Source organism: Prevotella nigrescens (genome assembly GCF_031191185.1).
GTDB classification, from domain to species: Bacteria; Bacteroidota; Bacteroidia; order Bacteroidales; family Bacteroidaceae; genus Prevotella; species Prevotella nigrescens.
Genome location: NZ_CP133465.1, coordinates 127,792 through 149,889, shown reverse-complemented (window position 1 = coordinate 149,889; position 22,098 = coordinate 127,792). Strand labels below are relative to the sequence as shown.

Genomic DNA, 22,098 nt, shown 5'->3' with positions numbered 1-22,098 from the left:
GTTTGCTTTTTACCTTCATTATTCTTTAAAGGAACTGCACGATGATTGCAGCCACACCGATAGAAACGACGGTCGTAACAAAGCCAGGCAGCTGGAAGCTGTGATTGATTACATACTTGCCCACGCGCGTTGTTCCCGTGCGGTCGAAGTCGAGTGCCGCCACCTCGGTAGGGTAGTTTGGCAAGAAGAAATAGCCATTGCAAGCGGGGAACATTGCCACCAAAAACATAGGATTGATGCCCAAGGCTACGCCCACAGGGTAGAGAGTAGTTACGGTTGCGGCTTGAGAGAAGAGCATAATGCTCATAATGAACAACGCCACTGTGAACAAGAAAGGTGCCGTCGAAATCATACCCGACAGGGCATTGTTCAAGTATTCTTGGTTGCCGAGATAGAAAGTGCTGCCCATCCACGCAATACCGAAGATGGCTACAACGGCATTCACACCTGCTTTGAATATGTTTCCATTCACTGCATCGCTTGCCTTTGCCTTGCCGACAAGGAGTATGACTGCAGCAATTGACATCATTACCATTTCGATTGTCTGGCTCATAGTAACGCCTTCAGGGCGCAGTTTGGGGAAGAAACCGAAGATGACCACCAAGATAACGCCTGCAAAGAATGCCCAAACAGAGTATTTTGCGTGTGGGTTAGGTTGTTCTTCTGCAATTTCAAGGTTGCGTTTGTCTTCTTCAGGGTTGATGATACCCTCTGCCACTCTGCGCTTGTATTCAGGGTCGTCCTCCAATTCCTTGCCTACGCGGTTCTGAATAAAGGCTGCTACCAAGATAGCAATGAGCGATGCAGGAATACAGACTATCAGGATTGTGCCCAGCTCGATGCCTTTTGCGCCGAGAATATCCTGACTGATTAATGCAGCGGTAGCCGCACTTACGGGGCTTCCCGTTATTCCCAGCGAGGCTGCAATAACGCTCAGACTCATCGGGCGTTCGGGTCGTATCTTGTTGGCTTGTGCTATTTCGGAAATAATAGGTAACAACGAATAAGACGTGTGTGCTGTTCCTGCAACGACGCAGAACAGCCAGCAGGTCAGAGGACCGAAGTAAGTAATCTGTTCGGGGTGCTTTCTCAAGAATTTGGCGGCTATTCCTACCAAGTACTCCAAGCCACCAGATGCCTGCAAAGCTGCAGCAGCCGTAATTACGGCAACAATAATCATCATAACGTCGATTGGTGCTGAGCCTGGTTTAAGTCCGAAACCAAAGACAAGGACAAACACGCCAATCATGCCATAAATACCTAATCCAATTCCTCCCACTCGTGCGCCAATAAATATCATAGCCAAAACCACGAGTAATTCTGCAATTACTAAAGTCCCCATATTATTTGTTTTTGTGTTATGATAATACAAAAATAACATTTTTACACTATCATTGGAGCCTTTATTGGAAAAATGTTCTGTTTATTATTATGTTTTAACACATTTTGTCATGTATTTGAGAATAATACGGTTTAAATGTTAGAAAAAGTGTAGTGTCGGTTACAAAAAGATATCAAGGCGTATAAGAACAAATCTTTTGTAAATTGTAACTTTTTCCATGAATGTCCAATACAAACTTTTCGATTTTATATTTATTATGTGGGGGAGATGGAATAAATACAAAAAATAATGACTAACTTTGCAACAGTAGTAACTCAATAAAACAATTTAAACACATTAAAGTATGAATATAGGCGACAAGGCTCCCGAACTGTTGGGAACCGACCAAGACGGAAAAGAGATTAAACTAAGCGACTATAAAGGCAAGAAGATTGTGCTTTACTTCTATCCAAAGGATTCTACGCCCGGTTGCACATCGCAGGCTTGCAGCCTTCGCGACAACTACGAGCTGATGCAGAAGCGTGGCTACGCCGTAATAGGTGTGAGCGTTCAGGACGAGAAATCGCACAAGAAGTTCATCGAGAAATACAATCTTCCTTTCCCATTGATAGCCGATGTAGACAAGACACTGAACGAAACGTTTGGCGTTTATGGCGAAAAGAAGATGTGCGGCCGCACCTATATGGGCACTTATCGCACCACCTTTATTATAAACGAAGAGGGAGTGATAGAAGAGATCTTCACTCCAAAGCAGATTAAGGTGAAGGAACACGCCGAACAAATCTTGAAGTTAGGGGTGGAATAAAGGTATAATTGTGAAACAAGCACAACGAATAAGCAAAGCTACGAAGGAGAAACTCGTAGCTTTTGCTGCTTTATACGAGAACGAGAACTTTCTTGACGGCGACCCATCGTGGTTTATGCACCAAGTAGATGGCAGGCAAAACAAGGAAGTTATGGCTTTCATGGCAGCGTGTTTAAGCTACGGTTCGCGCAGGGTGTTTATGCCGCGCATTCAGTTCCTGCTCGATTGTGCAAAAGGAAATCCCTACGAGTGGATTGTCAAAGAAGGTTTTCGGCGAGATATTCCCGACAATTCCGCTTGCTTTTATCGCCTTTATACCAACCATACCATGCACTCGTTTTTCTCTGTACTTGCCGAAATGCTGAACCGCTATGGCAGCATTGCCGAATATATAAAACATTTTGCAAGCGAGAAAAACGGCGAAACAACCGATAAAATAGAAGCTATTGTTGCCATAGAAGCACTGTGCGCATTCTTTGCCGAACGGCAAGTGGTGGGCATTGTGCCTAAAAACACTTCATCGTCGTGCAAGCGTATCTGTATGTTTCTGCGTTGGTTGGTGCGCAACGACTCCCCCGTCGATTTGGGAATCTGGCACGACCTGATAGACAAACAATCGCTTATAATTCCTTTAGATACACATGTGTTGCAGCAAGCCAATAGTTTGGAATTACTGAATACTACATCGACAACCATGTCGGTTGCACGCCGATTGACCGATGTCTTACTTAAGATATTCCCCGATGACCCTTTGAAAGGCGATTTTGCCTTGTTTGGTTGTGGTGTGAATCTTTAGCTGCCAATGGTCTCATAAAGAGTTTCGTGCCCATGAAATCTACTCTTTATTCTTCTAATTGTAGCTAAGATTTATAAAAGATGCTTACTATTATTTCTTCTCCACGAATATTCAGATTGTTATAACTATGATTATGAACAAATGTGTTCTGTTTAAATGGACATTAATTAGTAGTTAGATGTCATTATAATGATATTTACACAACGATGAAATGGCATTTATATGTTTATGGAACAATAACTTAATGCTTATAGGGAAAACGCATTATAATCCCACCTTGCTTTCACTCCCCCTTTTCATCATTTCCCTAAACAGGAATAGGGGGAAAATATAATGCGTTTTTCCTGGCATAGAACAATGTTCTGAAAGGTGATGCTCGGTAGAAAACTTTCCCAACGAATACTTTCAAGCGATAAGAAAAGCATCTTGTTCTTTGTGATAAAAAGTTATGCCAGTCCTGTCGTCAAACACGAGCCTTTGCTTTTATCAGGTACCAATTAATAGGCTTTAGCTCTTTATGCATTAAAAGCTTTCTACTCGGAGCAGCGAAAAATTTAGAAAGCTCTTTCATATTGGTAAAATTAAATATTAAAAATTATTCTGCCTTTCGCTTCAACAAGCTGTACTTGCTAAAGTTTCAAGGTTTTTTCGATATTCTGTATCCAATAGTCAGCATGACATAGCTTGGAATGTTGTTGTAAAACGTTTCTTCTCTTCCTTGTCCATTCACAATGTATGTGTGGTTCGAGATATTCTGTAGAATGTCGTAGCCTGTAATGCTGATGTTTAGCCTGTCGTGCATAAATGTTTTTACGAGCGATGCATTCCAGACAAGACAGTTGTTGTTGGAAGATTGGTCGCTGTATTTTCTCCTGCCATACATTTTCAGGTCGGTGGCAAACTGTATATCGTAAGGAAGCGTATAGTTGCCAGCCAAGCCGTAGTAAAAGTCGCAAACACTGAAAGTCTTAAAATAGCTGTTCAAACTTTTCGAGTTATGAATATCTATATTTCCTATGAATGCTATGCGCAAACTATTTTTCTGTACAGTGAGTTTTATACCATCGGTAAAATAGAAGTTACGCACTTTGCTTATGCCGTAACTCTGAATGGAGTTTAGGGTAACGAAGTCTACATTGTTATTGAGTTTTAAACTCATATTGTTTTCTAAAGTCCATATCCTTCTCTTGTCTAAGGGGACTGAAAAGCCATTATTAAATCCAGCAATCCAATTACCGTTTATATTGCGTGGCTGATAAGTGTAAATTCCTGTTGTTGTGTTATACGACATTGCATTGCCCACAGCCTGATGAAACAATTTAAAGTCGGCACTTAAATAATACTGTCCTTTTAGTTTCTGTATAATGTTGCCATAACTTGCCGAGAAACTGTGCGTCGTAGTATTCTGTAAATCACCATTCCCCATATAAACCGACAACGGCTTCGATGTATCGGTTACTCTTATTGTTTGTTTCAAATCGGGCGTTGTAACTTCCATGTTGTATGCCAGTTGCCAATTTTTTCCATTTGCACCTCTGAAACTATACGAAATTGTAGGCGTAAAAAGCCAGTCGCGCCGAGAAACCAATGTGTCAATATCACTGCGCAGATAATTCATACAATTATACTTATAAGCCAATGGTAATAAAAAATCTATCCGCGTAGTACCTTTTCTACCTTCTTTATCATAGAAAATCCGCATTGTTCCACTATGCATGTGAAATCTATTCCATGTTTGGTAGCTGTTGTTTAAGTCCATAGCCAACAATAGTGAATCTCTTGTAGAAGGCAAATCCGTGAGCCGATGTCTGCTATTTGTCCACCCCGAAAGCTTATCTAACCGGTACCTGTTAAAACTGTCGTATTGATAATTTTGCTGATAACCGTAACTTGCATTAAAGTTCCAATTATTTAGCAGATGAATGTTATATGCCAACTTGGCTGCAATATTATAGTGGTGCGAAGGCTCATTCACATATTGGTGTTCCGTTTCATTTGTATTTGTTTGCATAAACTGAAGCTGGTAACCATTAAAATTCTTTTTGCGTTCCTTTACGTACGATGCTTCTGCTTCTAAACTAATATTGTCTCCCCATGGAAGTTTTTTCGAAACCTCAAGTGTCTGCCATATTCCATAACGATAAAATCGGTTGTCGCTGTCTTGTTTGTTGCTATTTACAAGCTGTTTCCTTATAGTGGAATCGTTTTTATTAAAGACGTCATTCAGCAAATCTTCTGTATTCTTAACGCTGTTGAAAGGATTAGCTTGGAAAGTTGCCAATTTCGAATTCAGTGTACCCGATGTTTTCCAATATTCAAAGAATGTAGATGCATATAGATAGAACGATTTAGAGACAATAAAATCGTTTTGCGCTGTAATCGAAGTCTCTTTCCCATTTGTATGCAGGGTAGACGCAGCATAATTGTTATGTGTAGGCAAGAAAGTCGTGGTAATAGTTTTAGCATCGTAATTACCATCGCGCCAAAGTGTCTTTACATAAAATTCGTTGGACACCGACTTGTCTGTATTTTTCAGAAACCAGTCTAAACCTGCAATCTTGAAACTTAAAACTCCGTCTCCTGCTTTATAAGCGTCCCATTCTCCATCAGAACCCGGACGCAAATCTTGGTTAATATTATTAGCACTACTAAAAAACGACAAGCGCGAAAGTGGAGTATATCTTAGTCCGAATAGTTTTGTATTGTAACGTTTGTGTGTAGCAAGACCAGCCTCGGCATTTACAATATAGCCTGTAGCATATTCTTTTTTTAATTGCACGTCCATTACAAACTCTTTCTTCTCGTTGTTGTAACCTAAATATTGGTTCTTCTCATTCGTTCGGTTATAAAATTTTATATTCTTTACCGTGTAAGCCGGGAGATTTCTCAACAATATCTTTTGGTTCTTCTCTCCCTTCATAAATTTTTCTCCTTGCAGCAAAAGATTATCAACCTTCTTTCCATCTTTGAATATCTCTCCTGCCGAATTAAGTGTTACCGAAGGCATTTGCCTGATAAGTTCGTCGAGCATAGAACCATTGGGCAAATTAAAAGCGTCTGCATTATAAACAACTGTGTCGCCTTTAAAAACTATCTTTACTTTAGTAGCTTTTACCACAACTTCGTCTAATTCGTTCACTTGTTGTAGTTTCGATTTTCGTTTCATATATATTGTTGGAACTTGGAACGACTGGTTTCTTGCAATATACTTCACATTATAATTAGAAAAAGCCGATTCGTATCCAGATTGTTCCGCTTTAACAATATACTTTTTAGGAGAGGCAGGAATATTGAAACTGTAATAAGATTCCATATAAGTTTTATCCTCATCAATGTATTTCACGGTTTGTTTATCTATAATGGTACTGTCTTCATCCATCAAAATCACAGACACATTTTTTATGCCTCCGTTTGTAAATGCATCTCTCACATATCCCTGCAGCAAAATGGTTCGTTCTTGTGCTTTTGCCCCTATGCATATAAAGAGCAGAAGCAATAATAGTTGTTGTGGTTTGATAAGCATAGGTATATTGTTCTTAGTTTTTATTATTATTTGTGAAGAAGTTATTTTCTTACGGATAGATAAAATAATTTTATCTTGTTGTTTATTCGTAAAGGCAAGAATTACATACTCCCCTTTCGTTTCATTGTTGGTCCAATTATTTGGGCAGATCGTAATAATATGCTTTTCCTGACATTCTTCGAATACAAATTTATAAATATTTCTTAGAAAAGTATTACCCCTCCCGATTTTTAACAAATATTAAATTTAAGCTGTTATATTGTAACTATTCAGCGATAATGAACGTTGAATGTCAAGAACTTATAAACGTAATATTGTAGTAGAAAGGCTCGAAATGATATTCTTTACCAGAATTTGTATGTATCTGTTTATGTAACTTGTTGATAATCAAAAATAGTTTATACACCTTATCGCTGAATAGTTACGTTATATTCACCTAAAACTAAAAATAGTTAAAATACTACTATTTGTGTTACGGTTTTAATAAATTGTCTATTTTTGCAGTGAAACAATTTATTAATATCAAAAAATTATATGTCAGGAGTTATATTAAGTGTAATCCATATACTATCAGCAATCTTTGTCGTTTTCTTGATTTTAAGACATTTATATAATATGTACAAGAAAATTAAGGTGAAAGATTGGCGCTCAGTAGTATTAGATGTCGTAAGTTTAGCAATATGTACCCCTATTTTTTATCATCATTTTTTTGTGACGTTTGACCTGAGAAAATCTTTCGCAGAAATTATAACTTATTTTAGCTAAGGAAAAAACTCTAGTAACTATTCAGCGGTAATGAACGTTGAATAGTTACGTTATATCCACCTAAAACTAAAAATAGTTAAAATATCACTATTTGTGTTGTAGCTTTAATAAATATCTCTATTTTTGCAATGAAACAATTTATTAATACCAAAAAATTATTACTATTATAAAAGAAATTATATGTTAGGAGTTATATTAAGTGTATTACATATACTAGCAGCTATCTTTGTCGTTTTCTTGAATTTAAGACTATTATATTATATGTACAAGAATATTAAGAAGAAAGATTGGCGTTCTGTAGTATTTAATGTCGTATGCTTAGCAATAGGTACCCCTTTTTTTTATTGTTATTTTTTTTGGGATCTTGACGTGAGAAAAGCTTTCACTGAAATTATAACTTATTTTAGCTAAGAAAAAACTCTAGTAACTATTCAGCGGTAATGAACGTTGAATAGTTAAAATATTGCTATTTGTGTTGTAGTTTTAATAAATATCTCTATTTTTGCAATGAAACAATTTATTAATACCCCCAAAAATATTACTATTATAAAAGAAATTATATGTTAGGAGTTATTTTAAGTGTAGGCCTTATACTATTAGCGATTTTTGTCGCTTACTTGGATTTAGGAATATTATATAAAATGTACAAGAATATTAAGGAGAAAGATTGGCGTTGGGCAGTATTTTATTTCGTAGGTTTCGCAATAGGTACCCCTTACTTTTATCTTTATTTTACTAGGACGTATGACGTGAGAAAAGCTTTCACTGAAATTATAACTTATTTTAGCTAAGAAAAAACTCTAACTTATACATAAAAAAATGCTGCGGAATTAAGGATTATCTTAAACTCGCATATGTTATTCTAATCTCATTTTTTTCTTTCCCCAAAGTTGTTATATATATAATTCTACCATAATTATCATATTTGTACTGACATCTGTAAATAACGGTCTCGTCAGAAAAATCTGGCATGTATTCATATCGGAACTCTTTAAGTAAACCTTTTTCTATAACTATTGTGAGCGTTAAAACATAATCGACTCTTGCATTAATATATGTGTAATATTTGTTGATTTTTAATATATTAATTGTTTTACAATCGCCTTTTGTTTGAATAAAAGATTGAATTTCCGACTTATCATAATTGGATAATATATCAGAGATAATACAAAGGTCTTCGAAAATAACCTCTGGATATTTTATAATCACCCCCCACGATTCCAAGTATTTTAATTGTTCGAAAAAGATATTTTGCATATCTTTCTCGACTTTTGAGAGCCTTATAGGTTTCTTTTTCTTGCTTTTATAGACAGCTTCTTTCTTTCCATTTATATATAGACTCTTGGAAATATACCCAGATTCATACGATAAGGTAACATCCACCTGATGATCTTCCGCTACTTTACTGTTAAGAGGAAAATATAATAATAAAAGAAGTAAAAACACTTTCATCCTTAATTCCGCAGTATAAATTCTTGTGAGAACTCCAAGTGTCTGAGAAACAAAGTTCTCAAAACACTTGGATATGTCAGAAATTTCACCTATCTTGGTGCTGCAAACATAACAAGTAAGCAAAAAACTGACATGGCAAAGGTAGCAATTAAAAACGAGAAGATCACTTCTTTCGGTGGAATTTATCACATTATGGACGTTTTCTCAAAGTTGGGCTTTGAAAAACTTACTGAATCTGTATTGGGTAAATGTGGAAGTAGCGGCAAAGCATTCTGTTATGGAAGTATTTTTTGTGGTTATCATACTTCCCCATTGGTTTGGGGATTTTATGCTTATGCAAGAACCAAGAACCCCAGAAAATTCCCATATCAATGGATGAATCCCAAAAATGTCACTTCAATATATAAAAGTACCTCACAAGGAATAATGCTGCGGAATTGAGGTAATAGAGGAAATCAAAACTTTAACTTATCAATGGAGCAATATATGCTATACCCCATTGATAAGTATTTTTATTAATTCACTTTCTTTGTCCAAAGCTTACCATTGCTCGTATCTGCTTTAGGAGTGTCCCGCCCTTATGAGAAGCATCGATAAAATGAATATAATATTCCTCATAACGCTTTATATTTGATGACCAATACGAATTCATTTTAATTTCTTCAACCAAAACAATGTATCATCCCGTTTTAGATTTTTCCTCCAATCTCTTATATTGTTACCTAATACAAAGAGTAGAATAGCATCTTTATCATAAATATCATAGAGGATCAGATTTGCTGCAAAATCGGTCTTCTTATCAGATAATAAGTGCCTCCACATTTCCTTTTTTATTTTCTTAACGATACTTTTCTGTTTATCTGTCAGCTTAACACGCACTCTATAGCCCTTATTTATAATAGGAACACAGGTGTCACATGCGACTAAGAAGATATTATAATGAAGTTTATCATTCTTTATAAATGATAAGTTATTCGATGAATATGTGTTATTTAACTGCTGATTATTACAGTTAGTTGTAATAACAAGCATTACGCCAATCAATAGTAAGCCAAATCTTTTCATATCTATTTTTTACCTTAATTCCGCAGCATAAATTCTTGTAAGAACTCCAAGTGCCTGAGAAACAAAGTTCTCAAAACACTTGGACATGTCAGAAATAAGCCATAATAACTATATACTAACCATCTTCCATTTATATTTCTTTTTTTCTTTATTAAAAGCTTTGTTACTTATTTCTATAAAAGTTATATTATAATCATTATTTATTTTTTTCACCTCTGTCTTTAAATAATGGACTCTTTTTTGTTTATCTGTAACCTGCACTATTATACCGCTTTTATTGTAACCATAGGCAATAGTTGTTGCAATTATAAAACTGGAAGACCTTGTATATCTAAAGCCTGGCCCAAGTACAGGAAATCCTTGCGAATCTATTATCTCAAAATGCGCAGGATATTCATAAACTACTTGTGCGCTCAAATTATAGGGTAATTTTTCCCCTTGGATCTGAACAAGAGAATAATACTAACACGAATATAAAAAAATATTTCATTATTGTACTGGCTTAAAAAAGTAAGTTCGTGTTCGCATCTTATAATACCTTAATTCTGCAGCATAAATTCTTGTGAGAATCCCAAGTGCCTGAGAAACAAAATTTTCAAAACACTTGAATATGTCTGAAATTTCACCTATCTTAGTGCTGCAAACATAACAAGTAAGCAAAAAACTGACATGGCAAAGGTAGCAATTAAAAACGTGAATATCACTTCTTTCGGTGGATTTTATCACATTATGGACGTTTTCTCAAAGTTGGGCTTTGAAAAACTTACCGAATCTGTATTGGGTAAACGTGGAAGTAGCGGCAAAGCATTCTGTTATGGAAGTATTTATAATGAGCGTGGAGCAAGCGAAAAGAACTTCGACATACAGAACAATGACTTCGGATGGTCGCATCTGCCCTTTTCCTTTATGGCTGAGAACATGGTTTTCATGATGGTTACCGCCATGCTGAAGAACTTCTATCTCTATCTCGTCCGTCATATCAGCGATAAGGTCAAGCCATTGAAAAAGACAAGCAGGCTGAAAGCCTTTATCCTGCATTTTGTCAGCGTGCCAGCAAAATGGGTGCGCACTGGAAGGCAGAACGTTCTGAACCTATATACAAATAAAGCATACTACTCTGAGGTCTTCATTGAATAAACAGTATTTCTTTGTGGTTATCATACTTCCCCATTGGTTTGGGTGGGGGATTTCATGATTATGCAAGAACCAAGAACCCCAGAAAATCCCCATATCAATGGATAAATCCCAAAAATGTCACTTCAATATATAAAAGTACCTCACAAGGAATAATACTGCGGAATTAAGGAAAGAAATTATATGTTAGGAGTTATATTAAGTGTATTACATATACTAGCAGCTATCTTTGTCGTTTACTGTGATTTAGGAATATTATTTAAAATGTACAAGAATATTAAGGAGAAAGATTGGCGTGGGGCAGTATTTTATTTCGTAGGTTTCGCAATAGGTACCCCTTACTTTTATCTTTATTTTACTAGGACGTATGACGTGAGAAAAGCTTTCACTGAAATTATAACTTATTTTAGCTAAGAAAAAAACTCTAACTTATACATAAAAAATATAATAAGAAAATATTTTTTTTATATTATAAATGCATCGTTTTTATATTACAAAGAAATAATTTTTCATATAAAATTTAGAAAGGCATAATTTCGTTGAAATCTACCATATATTATTTTAAATATAGACTATTTATTTGATACAAAAATCTTGAGGAGTAACGCTAACAAGAATAAATAGAAAATAGAAAGCAGTGTTACTTCTATGGTATTTAAATTGAACAATTGACGCAGTATTTTACTTAAAAGCATACAAACAAGTACGCTTAACATAGGAAGTACTTCACTTTTAGGCTTAAACTTAATGCCATACATTACCACAAGTATAAAAGATAGAATGGCGAAACCAAAGATTTGTACCAGCATATTTCTACTTATTATTTTTTAGAATTTATTTAAAACAAAATTTGTTTACATAATTTTTAGGATAGGTTGAATAACAAAGTAACTATTGTGCATACATTTGTAGCTGCATAATGGGATAAAGAGCTGCACGAATGAATCGTAAAAATCCTTTTCCTTCGGTATGAAATAGGTGCTTATAATTCTTCATACAGCAATATTGCAATTTTAAAAAAGGTAAAATGCCGTTTTGCAATTCTAATTCGAGTATCGTTTTTGCAGCATTTGCCTCGTCGTTATTAGCATTTACATAATTTAAAAGCAACAGTTTTGCTGCAAAAATAGGACGTATGCGCTTTCTTGTTTCCTTGTAATGCTTTATTCCCCACCGCAACATGTATAAAGCATTTTGCCACGATGGCAAACTTTTTTTATAATCGTTATAGGTAGTCGCTGCAGAATGTCGGCGGAAATTAACCAGTATTTTGTCGATGAATACGATGCTTTTATGTGCAGCTGCCGTTATTGAAAGTGCAGCATCGTACATAGAATATTTGTAAATTGAATGTTCCAATGTCGGCAACATATTTACAAGTTCACGGCGGAACAACAATGTATGTCCGGGGAGCCCCAAGAAACACATTCGGACTACGCTTACATTACGTTTTCGATGGTCGAAATAGGCAAACGAGCCATCGGTGGAAAAAGGACGCGAAAAACCAGAACAAAGTAAGTTTTTACCAATACTATTCATCTGATTTTCTATTTTGTCTGTTTCCCAAATATCATCTTGGTCGGAAATTGCTATATAATCGCCTGTGGCTCGTTGCATAGCAGAAATAAAATTACCATTTACACCATGCTCAGAATTGTTTTTGAAAAACTTCATAAAACTATATTTACGAGCATACTCGTGAATAATATCAACGGTTTCATCGGTAGAATTATCGTCTTGTATTATTATTTCGTGCGGCGGATATGTCTGTGCGAGAATAGAATCTAACTGTTCGCTGAGGTATTTTGCCCCATTGTAAGTACATAAAACGATAGAGACACTTGCTTTCATAACTACTAATATTTAAAAATACAAATACTTGATGAGCAATGAACCGTTGTAGACAACGAGATACAGTGTAAGCAGGACAAGCAAAGTACGCACTCCGAACAGTCTTTTTCCATAGCTTTTGTGCACAAGAAAAGCAATAGACAGAGGTATAACATAAATCCAATGAGCAGCCATTATATAAACTTCGTTTATGCCAAAGCCTAAACCAATGTGCAATACCATATCTAATGCAGCAAAAGAAAGGAAGAGCCACAAAAATTTAGAATGCTGTCCACACCAAATTCCTACGATGAAAAGGAGAAAAATTATAGCTTCTACAATATAATTGACTGCCCAATTATAGGAAACAATAACAGGACGTGTCTTCATTATATCTTCTAATTTATGCGTTTGATGTAGCTGTATGGATTCGCCAAATAAATTTTCCACAATCGTTTCTGTACGAGAAGTAGAAATATCTGTCCAATTCAGAAAACGTAGCTTACTTACTGGTTTGCCCGAATGTGCTTTTTGTGGTTGTTTATCTTCTGCTCTCAACACATTTCTGCGATGTTCTCTCCACATATTTTGGAAAACTTTCTCTTGTTTTACACTATCTTTAATGTGGGTAGTATCTTTAAATGCAGCAAACATAGCCTTGCGTTCTGCCTTAATGGCATTACGCTTTTTAATTTTTAATGCTGTTACTTTATCGGCAATAAACTGTTCGTGTTGCCATTCTCCAATTGTAAAGATGGCTGCAGAGGGTAGAATAATTGCTAAAAGAAGGTTCTTTATAGTGAAAAATCGTTTGCCTCGTGTAAAAAGATTGGCAAGAAATATTTTTAAGCCATTATTCAGAGATATGCCTGCAGTAAGCAAAAACAATAGAACAGTTTGCCAAATGCCCATTTCTTTCTGTTCTTTCATACATTTTCCTGCAATATACAACGTGAGCAAAAGCATAAACATCGACAAAATGAAATGGTCGGGAGCTATACTTGAAAGTAAAACGTGAGCAAAAGAATAGAGAAAGAATGCAAGAAGCGCTGAATCGAAAGAAGATATACCGATGATTTGGCGCAAAATACGCAACATAAGAACAAAACCACAGGTAGAGAAGAATAGCAAAACACATGCAACTATATAAATGGCAAAGTTTGTTCCCGTAATATAAATGAGCAATTCGTTTAACAACGCAAAAGGATAATAAAAGAGTGCCAACAGTGGGTGTCGGTTTACATCGAATGCTAACGACCAATCGGAAACTACCAAATAGGTTAAAGGATCGAAACCAGAGAGATGGTAGTTGTCTACAAACAATTTATAGTAATTGCTCGATGGATTCGTAAATAATGGTACATATTTTGTAATGGCAAGAGTTTGTAACAATAGTTGCCACACAAAGAATAAGCCCACTGGTAGGTGTTCTTCTCTCTTAATACTAAGGAAACCTACAATAGCTTTCATTGAATGAGATAACAAATGATTTGTCCGCCGTTATAAATCCATAACCAACTTGTTAATGCCAGCAATATAATGCGCAAAATAAGTCGAGACTGATGAGAAAGAATACGCAGCAAATATCCGATGGAAATAGGAATTATGAAAGCCCAGCCTGCTGTCATAATATATACTTCATTGATGGCAAAGCCCATAATAATGTGCAACGTAAAGTCGCAGGCAAACCATAACAGAAGCATTTTCATAAACTTGTAACGCCAACCTGCTAAAATTCCGATAATGAAAAGCAATACTATTAATGCTTCAACGACATAATTGGCTATCCAACTATACTTTACAAATATGGGGCGATCCCAAGATACATCTTTTAGAAGATATTTTTGGTGTAGCTGAATGGGCTCGCCAAAGAAATTTTCGATTAATGTTTGAGTTCGAGAAGTAGAAATATCCATCAGCTTTCCTATCCCTTCACTGCTCGCTGCGCGTCCCGTATGTGCTTGCAACCATGCATTGCGTTCTTTTGTATGAGCCTCAAATTTTCCAGGTTGTTTCTTTTTATTGTTTTTTACAATTTTATTGGTTACTTCTTCTTGCGGAACTTCTACTTGATAGTATTGTATTTGTTGTATTCCAAACAGTAAAGCTAAAGGGAGCAGAATACCCACTACAAGATATTTAAAACTAAAGAGCTTTTTACCGTTTGTAAAAATACCAGCCAAGATTGTTTTTCCTGCATTCGAAGCAGCTATTCCTGCCGTAAAGAACATTAGAAGGAAAGATTCCCACGCTTTTATTAACTTTCCTTGCTTTTGCCGCATTCCTGCAATATAAAGTGTAAGTGTAAGCAACATTAAGGATATTATAAAATGGTCGGGGACCATTGCTGGAACAAGAATATGACCGAAAGAGAAAAAGAAAAGCGTGAGTAAAGTTGCGTCTTTTCGCTTCAAATCTAATACCTCACACAAAATCCGGTAAGTGAAAATAACACTATAGAATGCTGAAAAAACAACGATAACAGCCATAAAGAATACTGCAAAATTAATCCCCACAGCATTTATAAGCCAATGGTCGAGCCAATACAAAGGATAAAGCAGTGTTAAAAATAGTGGATGCCGTATGGTTTCAAAGTGGACTCGCATACAAGAAATGGTAATCCATGACCAATTATCGTAACCAGACATACGGAAATTTTTGGTGAACAGCGACCAAAAACCTCCATGCGCTCCCATTGTATAGACTCCAAAATGGCTACTTATGAGCAGTGCATTAAATGCCAAGAAGACTAAAAGCATAGAAAATGCTAATAAACGCTCTTCTTTTTTTATTGCAAAAACACCTGATACAGACATTTACTTCTTGATTAAGAGTTGCAAAGATACACATTTATAATATACCTCACAAGTGTTCGTAGGTAAGTCTTACCCATAAACTTATCCTATTGTCGTTTTAAGAATAAACGCACTAATAGGAAATTTATAGGAACACATATACCGAAAACAGGAATCATGGCAATTGTCTTAGGCAATCCGAACCAAAGAAAGAAAGTTAAAAGTATAGTTTGTAATCCATAATTGACAAGATGTGCGACAGCAAAGCCTGCTCCACGCTTTGCTGTTGATTTAACTTTAAAAGTAAATTTCGTCGATGCTATATAGTTAAACATAAAGCTTAACAAATAGCCAATGGTATTAGAAATTCGTGGGTCGATCCATTTAATTAATAAAAGATATATTCCATATTGAAGTGCGGTAGCTAAAACACCTACAACACAAAAACGAACGATTTCATCGAAGTTTATCCTCCGTTTCGTCCGGAAAGGCTTATAGTAGCTTTCGTCTGCCTCTTTTAGTAAATAACTATCGCCCTTACTGTCACCAAAGGCAATTAGTTTGTAGGCTTTTCTATATGGAAATGCTCTTTTTAATCGCTTTATTTTCTCTTGTCCATAGCAATTCTTTGTTAAAAAGCTGCCTGTTATAATGCCTAATCTGACATCTATCTGTGTGCCTTCGATTCGTATCTTATCTCCAAATTCTTGAAAGAAAGGTCTCACCCAGTTTTCTATACTTGCCGTAATAACAATCACACTATCTTCTTGGCTAAGTGCTTTACGAATCGTTTCTAATCCACTTTGGCGGATTATGTCTTGTTTTGCTGTTGCGAAATTTTGGCAAAGTTTATTAAATTCGTCTATTTCCATTCCTTTAAAGAACCATGAGAATATACGCTGTTTGGCTTTCCAGTTAGGATATAGACGTAATTTCATTAACACAAGGATAGGAGAAAACAACATAAGTCCCCAAAAAGTTTTCCCATATCCTTTAGAATATTCGATGAATTCGACAAAAGTATCCTTTTTCGTCAATGTTCCATCAAAATCGAAGGCATATACTTTCATACTATAAGAAATATATTATAACAAGAAATGTTAGTCCAAAGCCCAATACAATAAATTGAATGAAACGGTCGTGAATAAGGACTTTTGTCGGATCACCGCTCTTTTTGTCTACTACTGTAAGCTGAATATACCGTAACAAACCCAGAAGGACGAAAACACTTGTTAGATAGAGATTGTCTGTATGGAAATTTGCGATTGTTTCAGGGCTTACTGTGTACATAATGTAACATACCAATGTAACACTTGCAGTTATGGTAATGGCTTGATTTATGAAGGTCAGATTATAACGAATAGTATTTTTCCGCGGTGCTTCGCCAGTTTCGTTCATACGTAAAACATCGTCGCGACGCTTGGCAAACGAAAGAAATAGCATCAAAAGGAAAGTCATTAAAACTATCCATTTACTCAATCGAATATCGGTTGCGATACCTCCTGCGAGAATACGTAATACGAAACCAAACGCAACAACACAAACGTCTATAATGGCATGTTGCTTTAGAAATAAACAATAAGCAACGTTTAAAGCCCAATAAAAAACAATAACGCCACCCGTTTCAATACGGTGGGCAGGCAAGAAAATAAGCGAAACAATCGATAAAATCACCATTACTGCCATAATACAATAACCTTGTGTAATGCTTATTCTGCCAGAAGCTAAAGGACGATTGCACTTTTGCGGGTGCCGACGGTCATCATTTACATCAACAATATCGTTCAAACAGTATATGGAAGAAGCTATAAAAGAAAATGCCATCATCGTTATACAACCTTCGTAAAGCGATTCTATATTACCCAAAGCCCTACCAAAGAAGACAGGAAACAACACTACAAGGTTCTTTATCCACTGATGTGGGCGTACTAATCTGATAATCTCCTTCATAGTCTTAATTCTTTTTTATTATCATTGTTAGTTTTTCTACACCTTTATGTAGAAGCCACGCAAAGGGCAGCACTATAACAAGTGTTGCAAAAAACTTTGACCAATAATGCCATCTAAGTTGTTCTATATAGATAAGTATAAAGTGGTTGTGCAGTAAATAGATTTCTAAACTTATGCTTCCCACAAATATAAGAACCTTGTTCAGACGTTTATTCGACAACCAACCTAATGTTTTGCAAAGCAGGAATACTCCTGTTATTGTGAGCGGTATATATATCAGACGTTCCAAAAACAAGGGAAAACGTCCATGTCGTACTTGTTCCAAATAAACACAAGTAGCAAATGTTCCTAAAAAAACTAAGAGAACAAGCCAAATGGAACTACTTTCCAGAACTCGTTTTTCTTTTACGGCAGCACCAAAATTAAGTCCAATAAAGTAAATAGGTACACGGCTCCAGAATATTTCAAGGTGTCCTACAACATTATAGATGGGCAAAACATATTGAACAACCACACACCAAACCATCATGACGGCAGGAATCCATCGGTATATGGGGTGTTTCACAATAAGTGTCAAGTAAGCAGGTGTAACCAAATACAACATCATAGTTGCGGGGATATACCAGAACGTTAATTCATCGTGTATCCAAAAGTCCCAATTTATCGTAATATCACCGATTAAATCGATTATATCCGTACTGTTCCCATGATGTTGCAACCATGGAATAGAAAAGAAATCAGGAATGTAATACAGCGATGCTACAATTAGCCATGCAGGATAAATTCGTAAAAGTCGCTTTTGATAGAACCGCATTGTATCGGAACTTTTCGTCCAGGAATGCCAAAGTCCTACACCACTGAGAAAGAAAAACATATCGACACCTATATTTCCGATACGATGAAGTCCGAAGAACATATCTGTACGAGGTACGCTTACATGGAAAAGCATGACAAACAATATTGCCAAGCCCATCAGTTCTCCACGGAACCGGCTAATATCTGCAAGTTCTAATCCTTTTCTTCTCATATCAAAGTTTTGGCGATGGTACACGTTTCATTATTTCTTTGAACAGCCAAGCGACACAAACAGAAGTAATAATGTAGAGTAACAGTCCTGTCCAATAATCTCCACTACGCGATATCGGAATAGTTATTTTCCGTGTAATAGGGTGCGAAATAAACAGTGCTGCTGATATAACACCTAACCATTCAAACGTTTTTGCCACCCCAAAAGTATATTTGGGATAACACCGATTCCAATACGAAAGCAGTTTTACAAAGCTGATACTTGCTAAACACACAAACATTGGCACGAAAAGCCATGTAAAAAAGTAGTTACTACCAGACCGAATGAAGAGCAACGAGCCTATAAACGTTGCTCCGTAAATACGCAAAGGCACGTCTCGCATATACTTTGCGCAGAGCAAACCCAAACCAAAAGGCAGCATTCCACCAATAAAATTATATCGCCAACGGTTTAATGGTTCGCCATTAGGGTCGCACAGCAATTCGATGATGGTACAAACAACAATGAAAGACACCACCCACGTCCAGCCCTTTCTGTACAAGAACAAGCGGTAAACGATGTATAGTTGAAGCATTAAGCCGAAGAACCAATAAGGACCAGGCCATATTATGTCGTCGGGATTGGGCAGAAGGTTGTTGAACAAGCCCATTTGTGCCACAATGTCCATCACTTCGTAATGGTGTTGCCCCGCAGTTATTGCATCAATCAATACGAATACGGCAAAGCCCACTATCATCATACGGAAGAGTTTCAGCCAATGGAAGCGTAAAAAGCGATATGTGCTCGGCTGATTTGCGGTGCCATTGCCCGATTCATATTTCATTACCAAGCCGTAAGCCGACAAGAAAAGGAAGATGGGCACGCCGTAATGACCAAAGAAAGAAAGCAGATGAAAAAACGTCAGCTCGGTGAAACTGTGCGCCATAATGTTGTTGAACCAGTCCACATTGTGCTGATTGAACTGGTATTCGTTCTCTTTTACGATGGGGCGAAGCCAGTGACAGTAGTTATGAAGCACTATACCGGCAATGGCAATGCCGCGCAAGATGTTGCATTCTGTGCGATTTAACATCTTCCCCACTGCTCTTCGACTTATTGTTTTGTTCGTTCTACTATCCATGTATATTACTTTCTTACGTCAATAATCTACGGTTTCATCGCAGTTTTTCGTTTATGTGCAACCACCAGGTCGTCGTAATCAGTCGTGTTTTTAAGTATTCGTGGACGCTCCTCGTTGTATTGTGGACTCAGAATATCGTATTCGCCGTGATAGTCTTTCGCCTTTATACCACCTAAATGGAGCAGCAGATGGGGTAAAGCATCGGTCATAAAACGTTTATGCCTTATTGCTTTTATTTGTGCAAACACTTCTGGGTGCCTCTTTATATATTTGGGCGAGCAGTATATCCAGAATGGAACTCGGAATTCGTAGCGTGCTAAGTCGTAATCAATCTTGGCAGAATGGTTGCGGCATATAATGTCTCGTTTGCCTTCAAAACACTCTTCACCGTGGTCGGGCATATAGATTACCACAGCTTCTTCATTGGCAAAACGTCTCACTATCTGGTCTACTATCGAGTCGTTGTACAGCACGGCATTGTCGTAGTGTGCCACCATATAACGCCGTTGCAGCGTTAGTTCCGGGCGTTTCTGCTTATAATCTGATGCTTTAAAATGCTTTCTATCCGCTGGATAGCGCCGATTGTACGACACATGGCAACCTATCAGGTGGAATATAATCAGGTTGTGTTCCTTGTTTTCTGCCTTCAGCCTGCTGTCATAGTCGGTCAATAATCCTTCATCGTAGGTATGCAAGCGTGTATTCCGAGTATCGAACATCGATTGCGACAGTTCTTTATTATTCAAGAAAAAGCCTCCACTGAAGTCGTAGACGGCTTCTTTGGCTTGCGGAAGGAACTGATTGGTGATGAAAGACACATGATAGCCTGCCTTGCGGAACAATTGTGGGAAGAGCGGATAGTCGCACCATTCGCCTTCCTGACCAACAACGTGCATTGAAAAGATGTTTTTAAAAACAAAACTCGTAAGGTTCCACGGTGCTACTACGTCGGTGAAAGGTATGAGAAGCCCCGATTTCTCCAGCGCAACTTGGTGTGGCGTAGTCTTCATAAAGTATCCGTACTGCTGCGAATGGTGAGGTCCGAGACTTTCGCCGATAATCAAAACTATGTTCTTTGCATCGAAAGTGCAACCTTGAACGGTCGCATGGTCTTTCGCTTCTACCAGCCTGTCTATTTGTTGCGATGCCAAATGGTTGGCATAAAGACTGAATACAAGTCGATAGACAGGTGTGTAAAATACAGCACAATCAGGTGTAGTAAGTTCGTGTTCTACTGCACCTATCGTCTTTAACGAGAACATCTGCACCATCTCGCGTTTATTGTGGAAAGACGAAACAGCCGATATTACAAGCAAAAAGGGTGCGATTAGCCCGATAAAACAGGCACTTTTGTCTTTCAATATGCCTATCCACATTGGAAGTCTTATGTTTTTCCGTCTGCGATAAATATTCCACACTGCAAACAAACAATGCACGACAACTATAAGCAACAGCAATCCGACACTCGATGTAAGCACTTCTGAATTGATGTAGCTACTTAGAAATTCACTTGCTTCGCGCTTATCGGTTTCTGCAGCCAACAGTAACATTGACGGATTTAAGGGCGATTGGAACTTCACCCAACAAAAAAGATCGGCTATGCTTGTGGTGTAGGCTACTACATAAAATGCTCCAGTCAGCCAACAACGCACACGTTTAGGTATCAGCGAAAGTAAAATACAAATGATGTAGAGGTCGAAAAACAGTTCTAACCAAAGGTTTCCATATACCGATGCATCTTCTCTGTTAGCAGGAAGTTCCGCATACGAAACAACAATACCAACGAGATACATAAAGAAGAAAAAGCAAAAATTGTTCCTAATAGGCAGACTTACTTCCTCTAAAACTTTGGCTATAACTTTTAAAACAGTCATCTTCTATACTTTGTGGCAAAGGTACGGCAAAAAAAAAGATTAATCAAGTTTTAGCAATTAATTATCTGCTTTATGTTTGCAGTATCAGTTCCCATGAGTTTTACCATTATCTCTGTTTCCTTTACCCATATATATAATAAGGTGGAATAACTATAGTTAGAAATCAATACCTTGTGCAATTTGCGACTAATATACCGATGAAATCATAATTATTTACCAGTTCCGTTTTATTTTCTCTATGCCCCATATTCGTTATATAGGCATCAAGTTAATTTCTCAAAACTTTGATAAATTTGTATCTAAGCTTTAGTAGATTTGTATCTAAGCTTAGAGAAACTTCTATCTAAGCTTAGATAATTTGCAAAAGTCCGTTGAAAGTCGTATTATATACAGGTATAAATAGAACTATAAGAGCGGAATGTATAAAGTAATCGGCTCGTTCCATCAGACAAAATCCTTACTAATGATAAATATTCTGTGCTGTACAAAGATTTTATTAGTTACCGATGAAGTGGGAAACATAAAAGAAAGACAAAATAGCAATGACTTTCTCTATATTTAACAAGACAACCATAGAAATATAAGAAAAATGCTGAATTATTATAGGAAAATAAGTACCT

At 36.7% G+C, this 22,098-nt stretch carries 15 protein-coding genes and 2 pseudogenes; 4 read left to right on the top strand and 13 right to left on the bottom strand.

The annotated features are described in order from the left end of the window. Positions 1-25: 25 nt before the first annotated feature. Positions 26-1,342 carry an anaerobic C4-dicarboxylate transporter family protein gene (locus RDV52_RS02710; protein ID WP_004367243.1) on the bottom strand — a complete coding sequence of 439 codons (1,317 nt, stop codon included), beginning with the start codon at positions 1,340-1,342 and terminating at the stop codon, positions 26-28. 343 nt (positions 1,343-1,685) lie between these two features. Between RDV52_RS02710 and bcp the strand changes: the two genes are divergently transcribed. Next, complete coding sequence (gene bcp, locus RDV52_RS02705) at positions 1,686-2,147, top strand: thioredoxin-dependent thiol peroxidase (protein WP_004367246.1); 462 nt, start codon at positions 1,686-1,688, stop codon at positions 2,145-2,147. A 10-nt stretch (positions 2,148-2,157) separates the two neighbouring features. After that, positions 2,158-2,943, top strand: a complete 786-nt coding sequence (locus tag RDV52_RS02700; protein WP_004367248.1) for a TIGR02757 family protein — start codon at positions 2,158-2,160, stop codon at positions 2,941-2,943. A 637-nt stretch (positions 2,944-3,580) separates the two neighbouring features. Here the strand turns inward: RDV52_RS02700 and RDV52_RS02695 are convergent. Then, positions 3,581-6,466: an outer membrane beta-barrel protein gene (locus RDV52_RS02695; RefSeq protein ID WP_115098589.1), complete on the bottom strand. Its 2,886-nt coding sequence runs from the start codon at positions 6,464-6,466 to the stop codon at positions 3,581-3,583. Positions 6,467-8,068: 1,602 nt separating this feature from the next. Beyond that, complete coding sequence (locus RDV52_RS02690; RefSeq protein WP_004345460.1) at positions 8,069-8,683, bottom strand: hypothetical protein; 615 nt, start codon at positions 8,681-8,683, stop codon at positions 8,069-8,071. A 132-nt stretch (positions 8,684-8,815) separates the two neighbouring features. Between RDV52_RS02690 and RDV52_RS11235 the strand changes: the two are divergent. Beyond that, positions 8,816-9,007 (top strand): annotated as a pseudogene (locus RDV52_RS11235) (hypothetical protein); the annotation flags it as partial. Positions 9,008-9,331: 324 nt separating this feature from the next. Here the strand turns inward: RDV52_RS11235 and RDV52_RS02680 are convergent. Then, positions 9,332-9,748, bottom strand: a complete 417-nt coding sequence (locus RDV52_RS02680) for a hypothetical protein (protein WP_004367258.1) — start codon at positions 9,746-9,748, stop codon at positions 9,332-9,334. A 108-nt stretch (positions 9,749-9,856) separates the two neighbouring features. Then, positions 9,857-10,165: a hypothetical protein gene (locus RDV52_RS02675; protein ID WP_004367260.1), complete on the bottom strand. Its 309-nt coding sequence runs from the start codon at positions 10,163-10,165 to the stop codon at positions 9,857-9,859. A 402-nt stretch (positions 10,166-10,567) separates the two neighbouring features. On the opposite strand from RDV52_RS02675, the pseudogene RDV52_RS11190 reads away from it, so the two are divergent. Beyond that, positions 10,568-10,885: pseudogene (locus RDV52_RS11190) on the top strand (IS1380 family transposase); the annotation flags it as partial. An 888-nt stretch (positions 10,886-11,773) separates the two neighbouring features. Here RDV52_RS11190 and RDV52_RS02665 read toward each other — a convergent pair. The 8 genes from RDV52_RS02665 to RDV52_RS02630 all read right to left on the bottom strand — a co-directional run bounded on the left by RDV52_RS02665 (position 11,774) and on the right by RDV52_RS02630 (position 21,478). Further along, positions 11,774-12,733: a glycosyltransferase gene (locus RDV52_RS02665; RefSeq protein WP_004367265.1), complete on the bottom strand. Its 960-nt coding sequence runs from the start codon at positions 12,731-12,733 to the stop codon at positions 11,774-11,776. A gap of 12 nt (positions 12,734-12,745) precedes the next feature. Continuing rightward, entirely contained in the window at positions 12,746-14,182 is a 1,437-nt protein-coding gene (locus RDV52_RS02660) for a DUF6080 domain-containing protein (protein ID WP_004367267.1), read from the bottom strand. Continuing rightward, entirely contained in the window at positions 14,179-15,528 is a 1,350-nt protein-coding gene (locus RDV52_RS02655; RefSeq protein WP_004367268.1) for a DUF6080 domain-containing protein, read from the bottom strand. The genes RDV52_RS02660 and RDV52_RS02655 overlap by 4 nt, the downstream gene beginning before the upstream one ends. 86 nt (positions 15,529-15,614) lie before the next feature. Next, the gene (locus tag RDV52_RS02650) at positions 15,615-16,577 is read right to left on the bottom strand and encodes an HAD-IB family phosphatase (RefSeq protein ID WP_004367269.1); all 963 of its coding nucleotides are present in this window, start codon (positions 16,575-16,577) and stop codon (positions 15,615-15,617) included. Between the two features lies 1 nt (position 16,578). Then, positions 16,579-17,457, bottom strand: a complete 879-nt coding sequence (locus RDV52_RS02645; protein ID WP_004367271.1) for a decaprenyl-phosphate phosphoribosyltransferase — start codon at positions 17,455-17,457, stop codon at positions 16,579-16,581. Positions 17,458-17,461: 4 nt separating this feature from the next. Next, positions 17,462-18,484: an acyltransferase family protein gene (locus RDV52_RS02640; RefSeq protein WP_004367273.1), complete on the bottom strand. Its 1,023-nt coding sequence runs from the start codon at positions 18,482-18,484 to the stop codon at positions 17,462-17,464. A 1-nt stretch (position 18,485) separates the two neighbouring features. Continuing rightward, the gene (locus tag RDV52_RS02635) at positions 18,486-19,604 is read right to left on the bottom strand and encodes an acyltransferase family protein (protein WP_050793644.1); all 1,119 of its coding nucleotides are present in this window, start codon (positions 19,602-19,604) and stop codon (positions 18,486-18,488) included. A 26-nt stretch (positions 19,605-19,630) separates the two neighbouring features. After that, positions 19,631-21,478 carry a sulfatase-like hydrolase/transferase gene (locus tag RDV52_RS02630; RefSeq protein WP_004367277.1) on the bottom strand — a complete coding sequence of 616 codons (1,848 nt, stop codon included), beginning with the start codon at positions 21,476-21,478 and terminating at the stop codon, positions 19,631-19,633. Positions 21,479-22,098 lie beyond the last annotated feature (620 nt).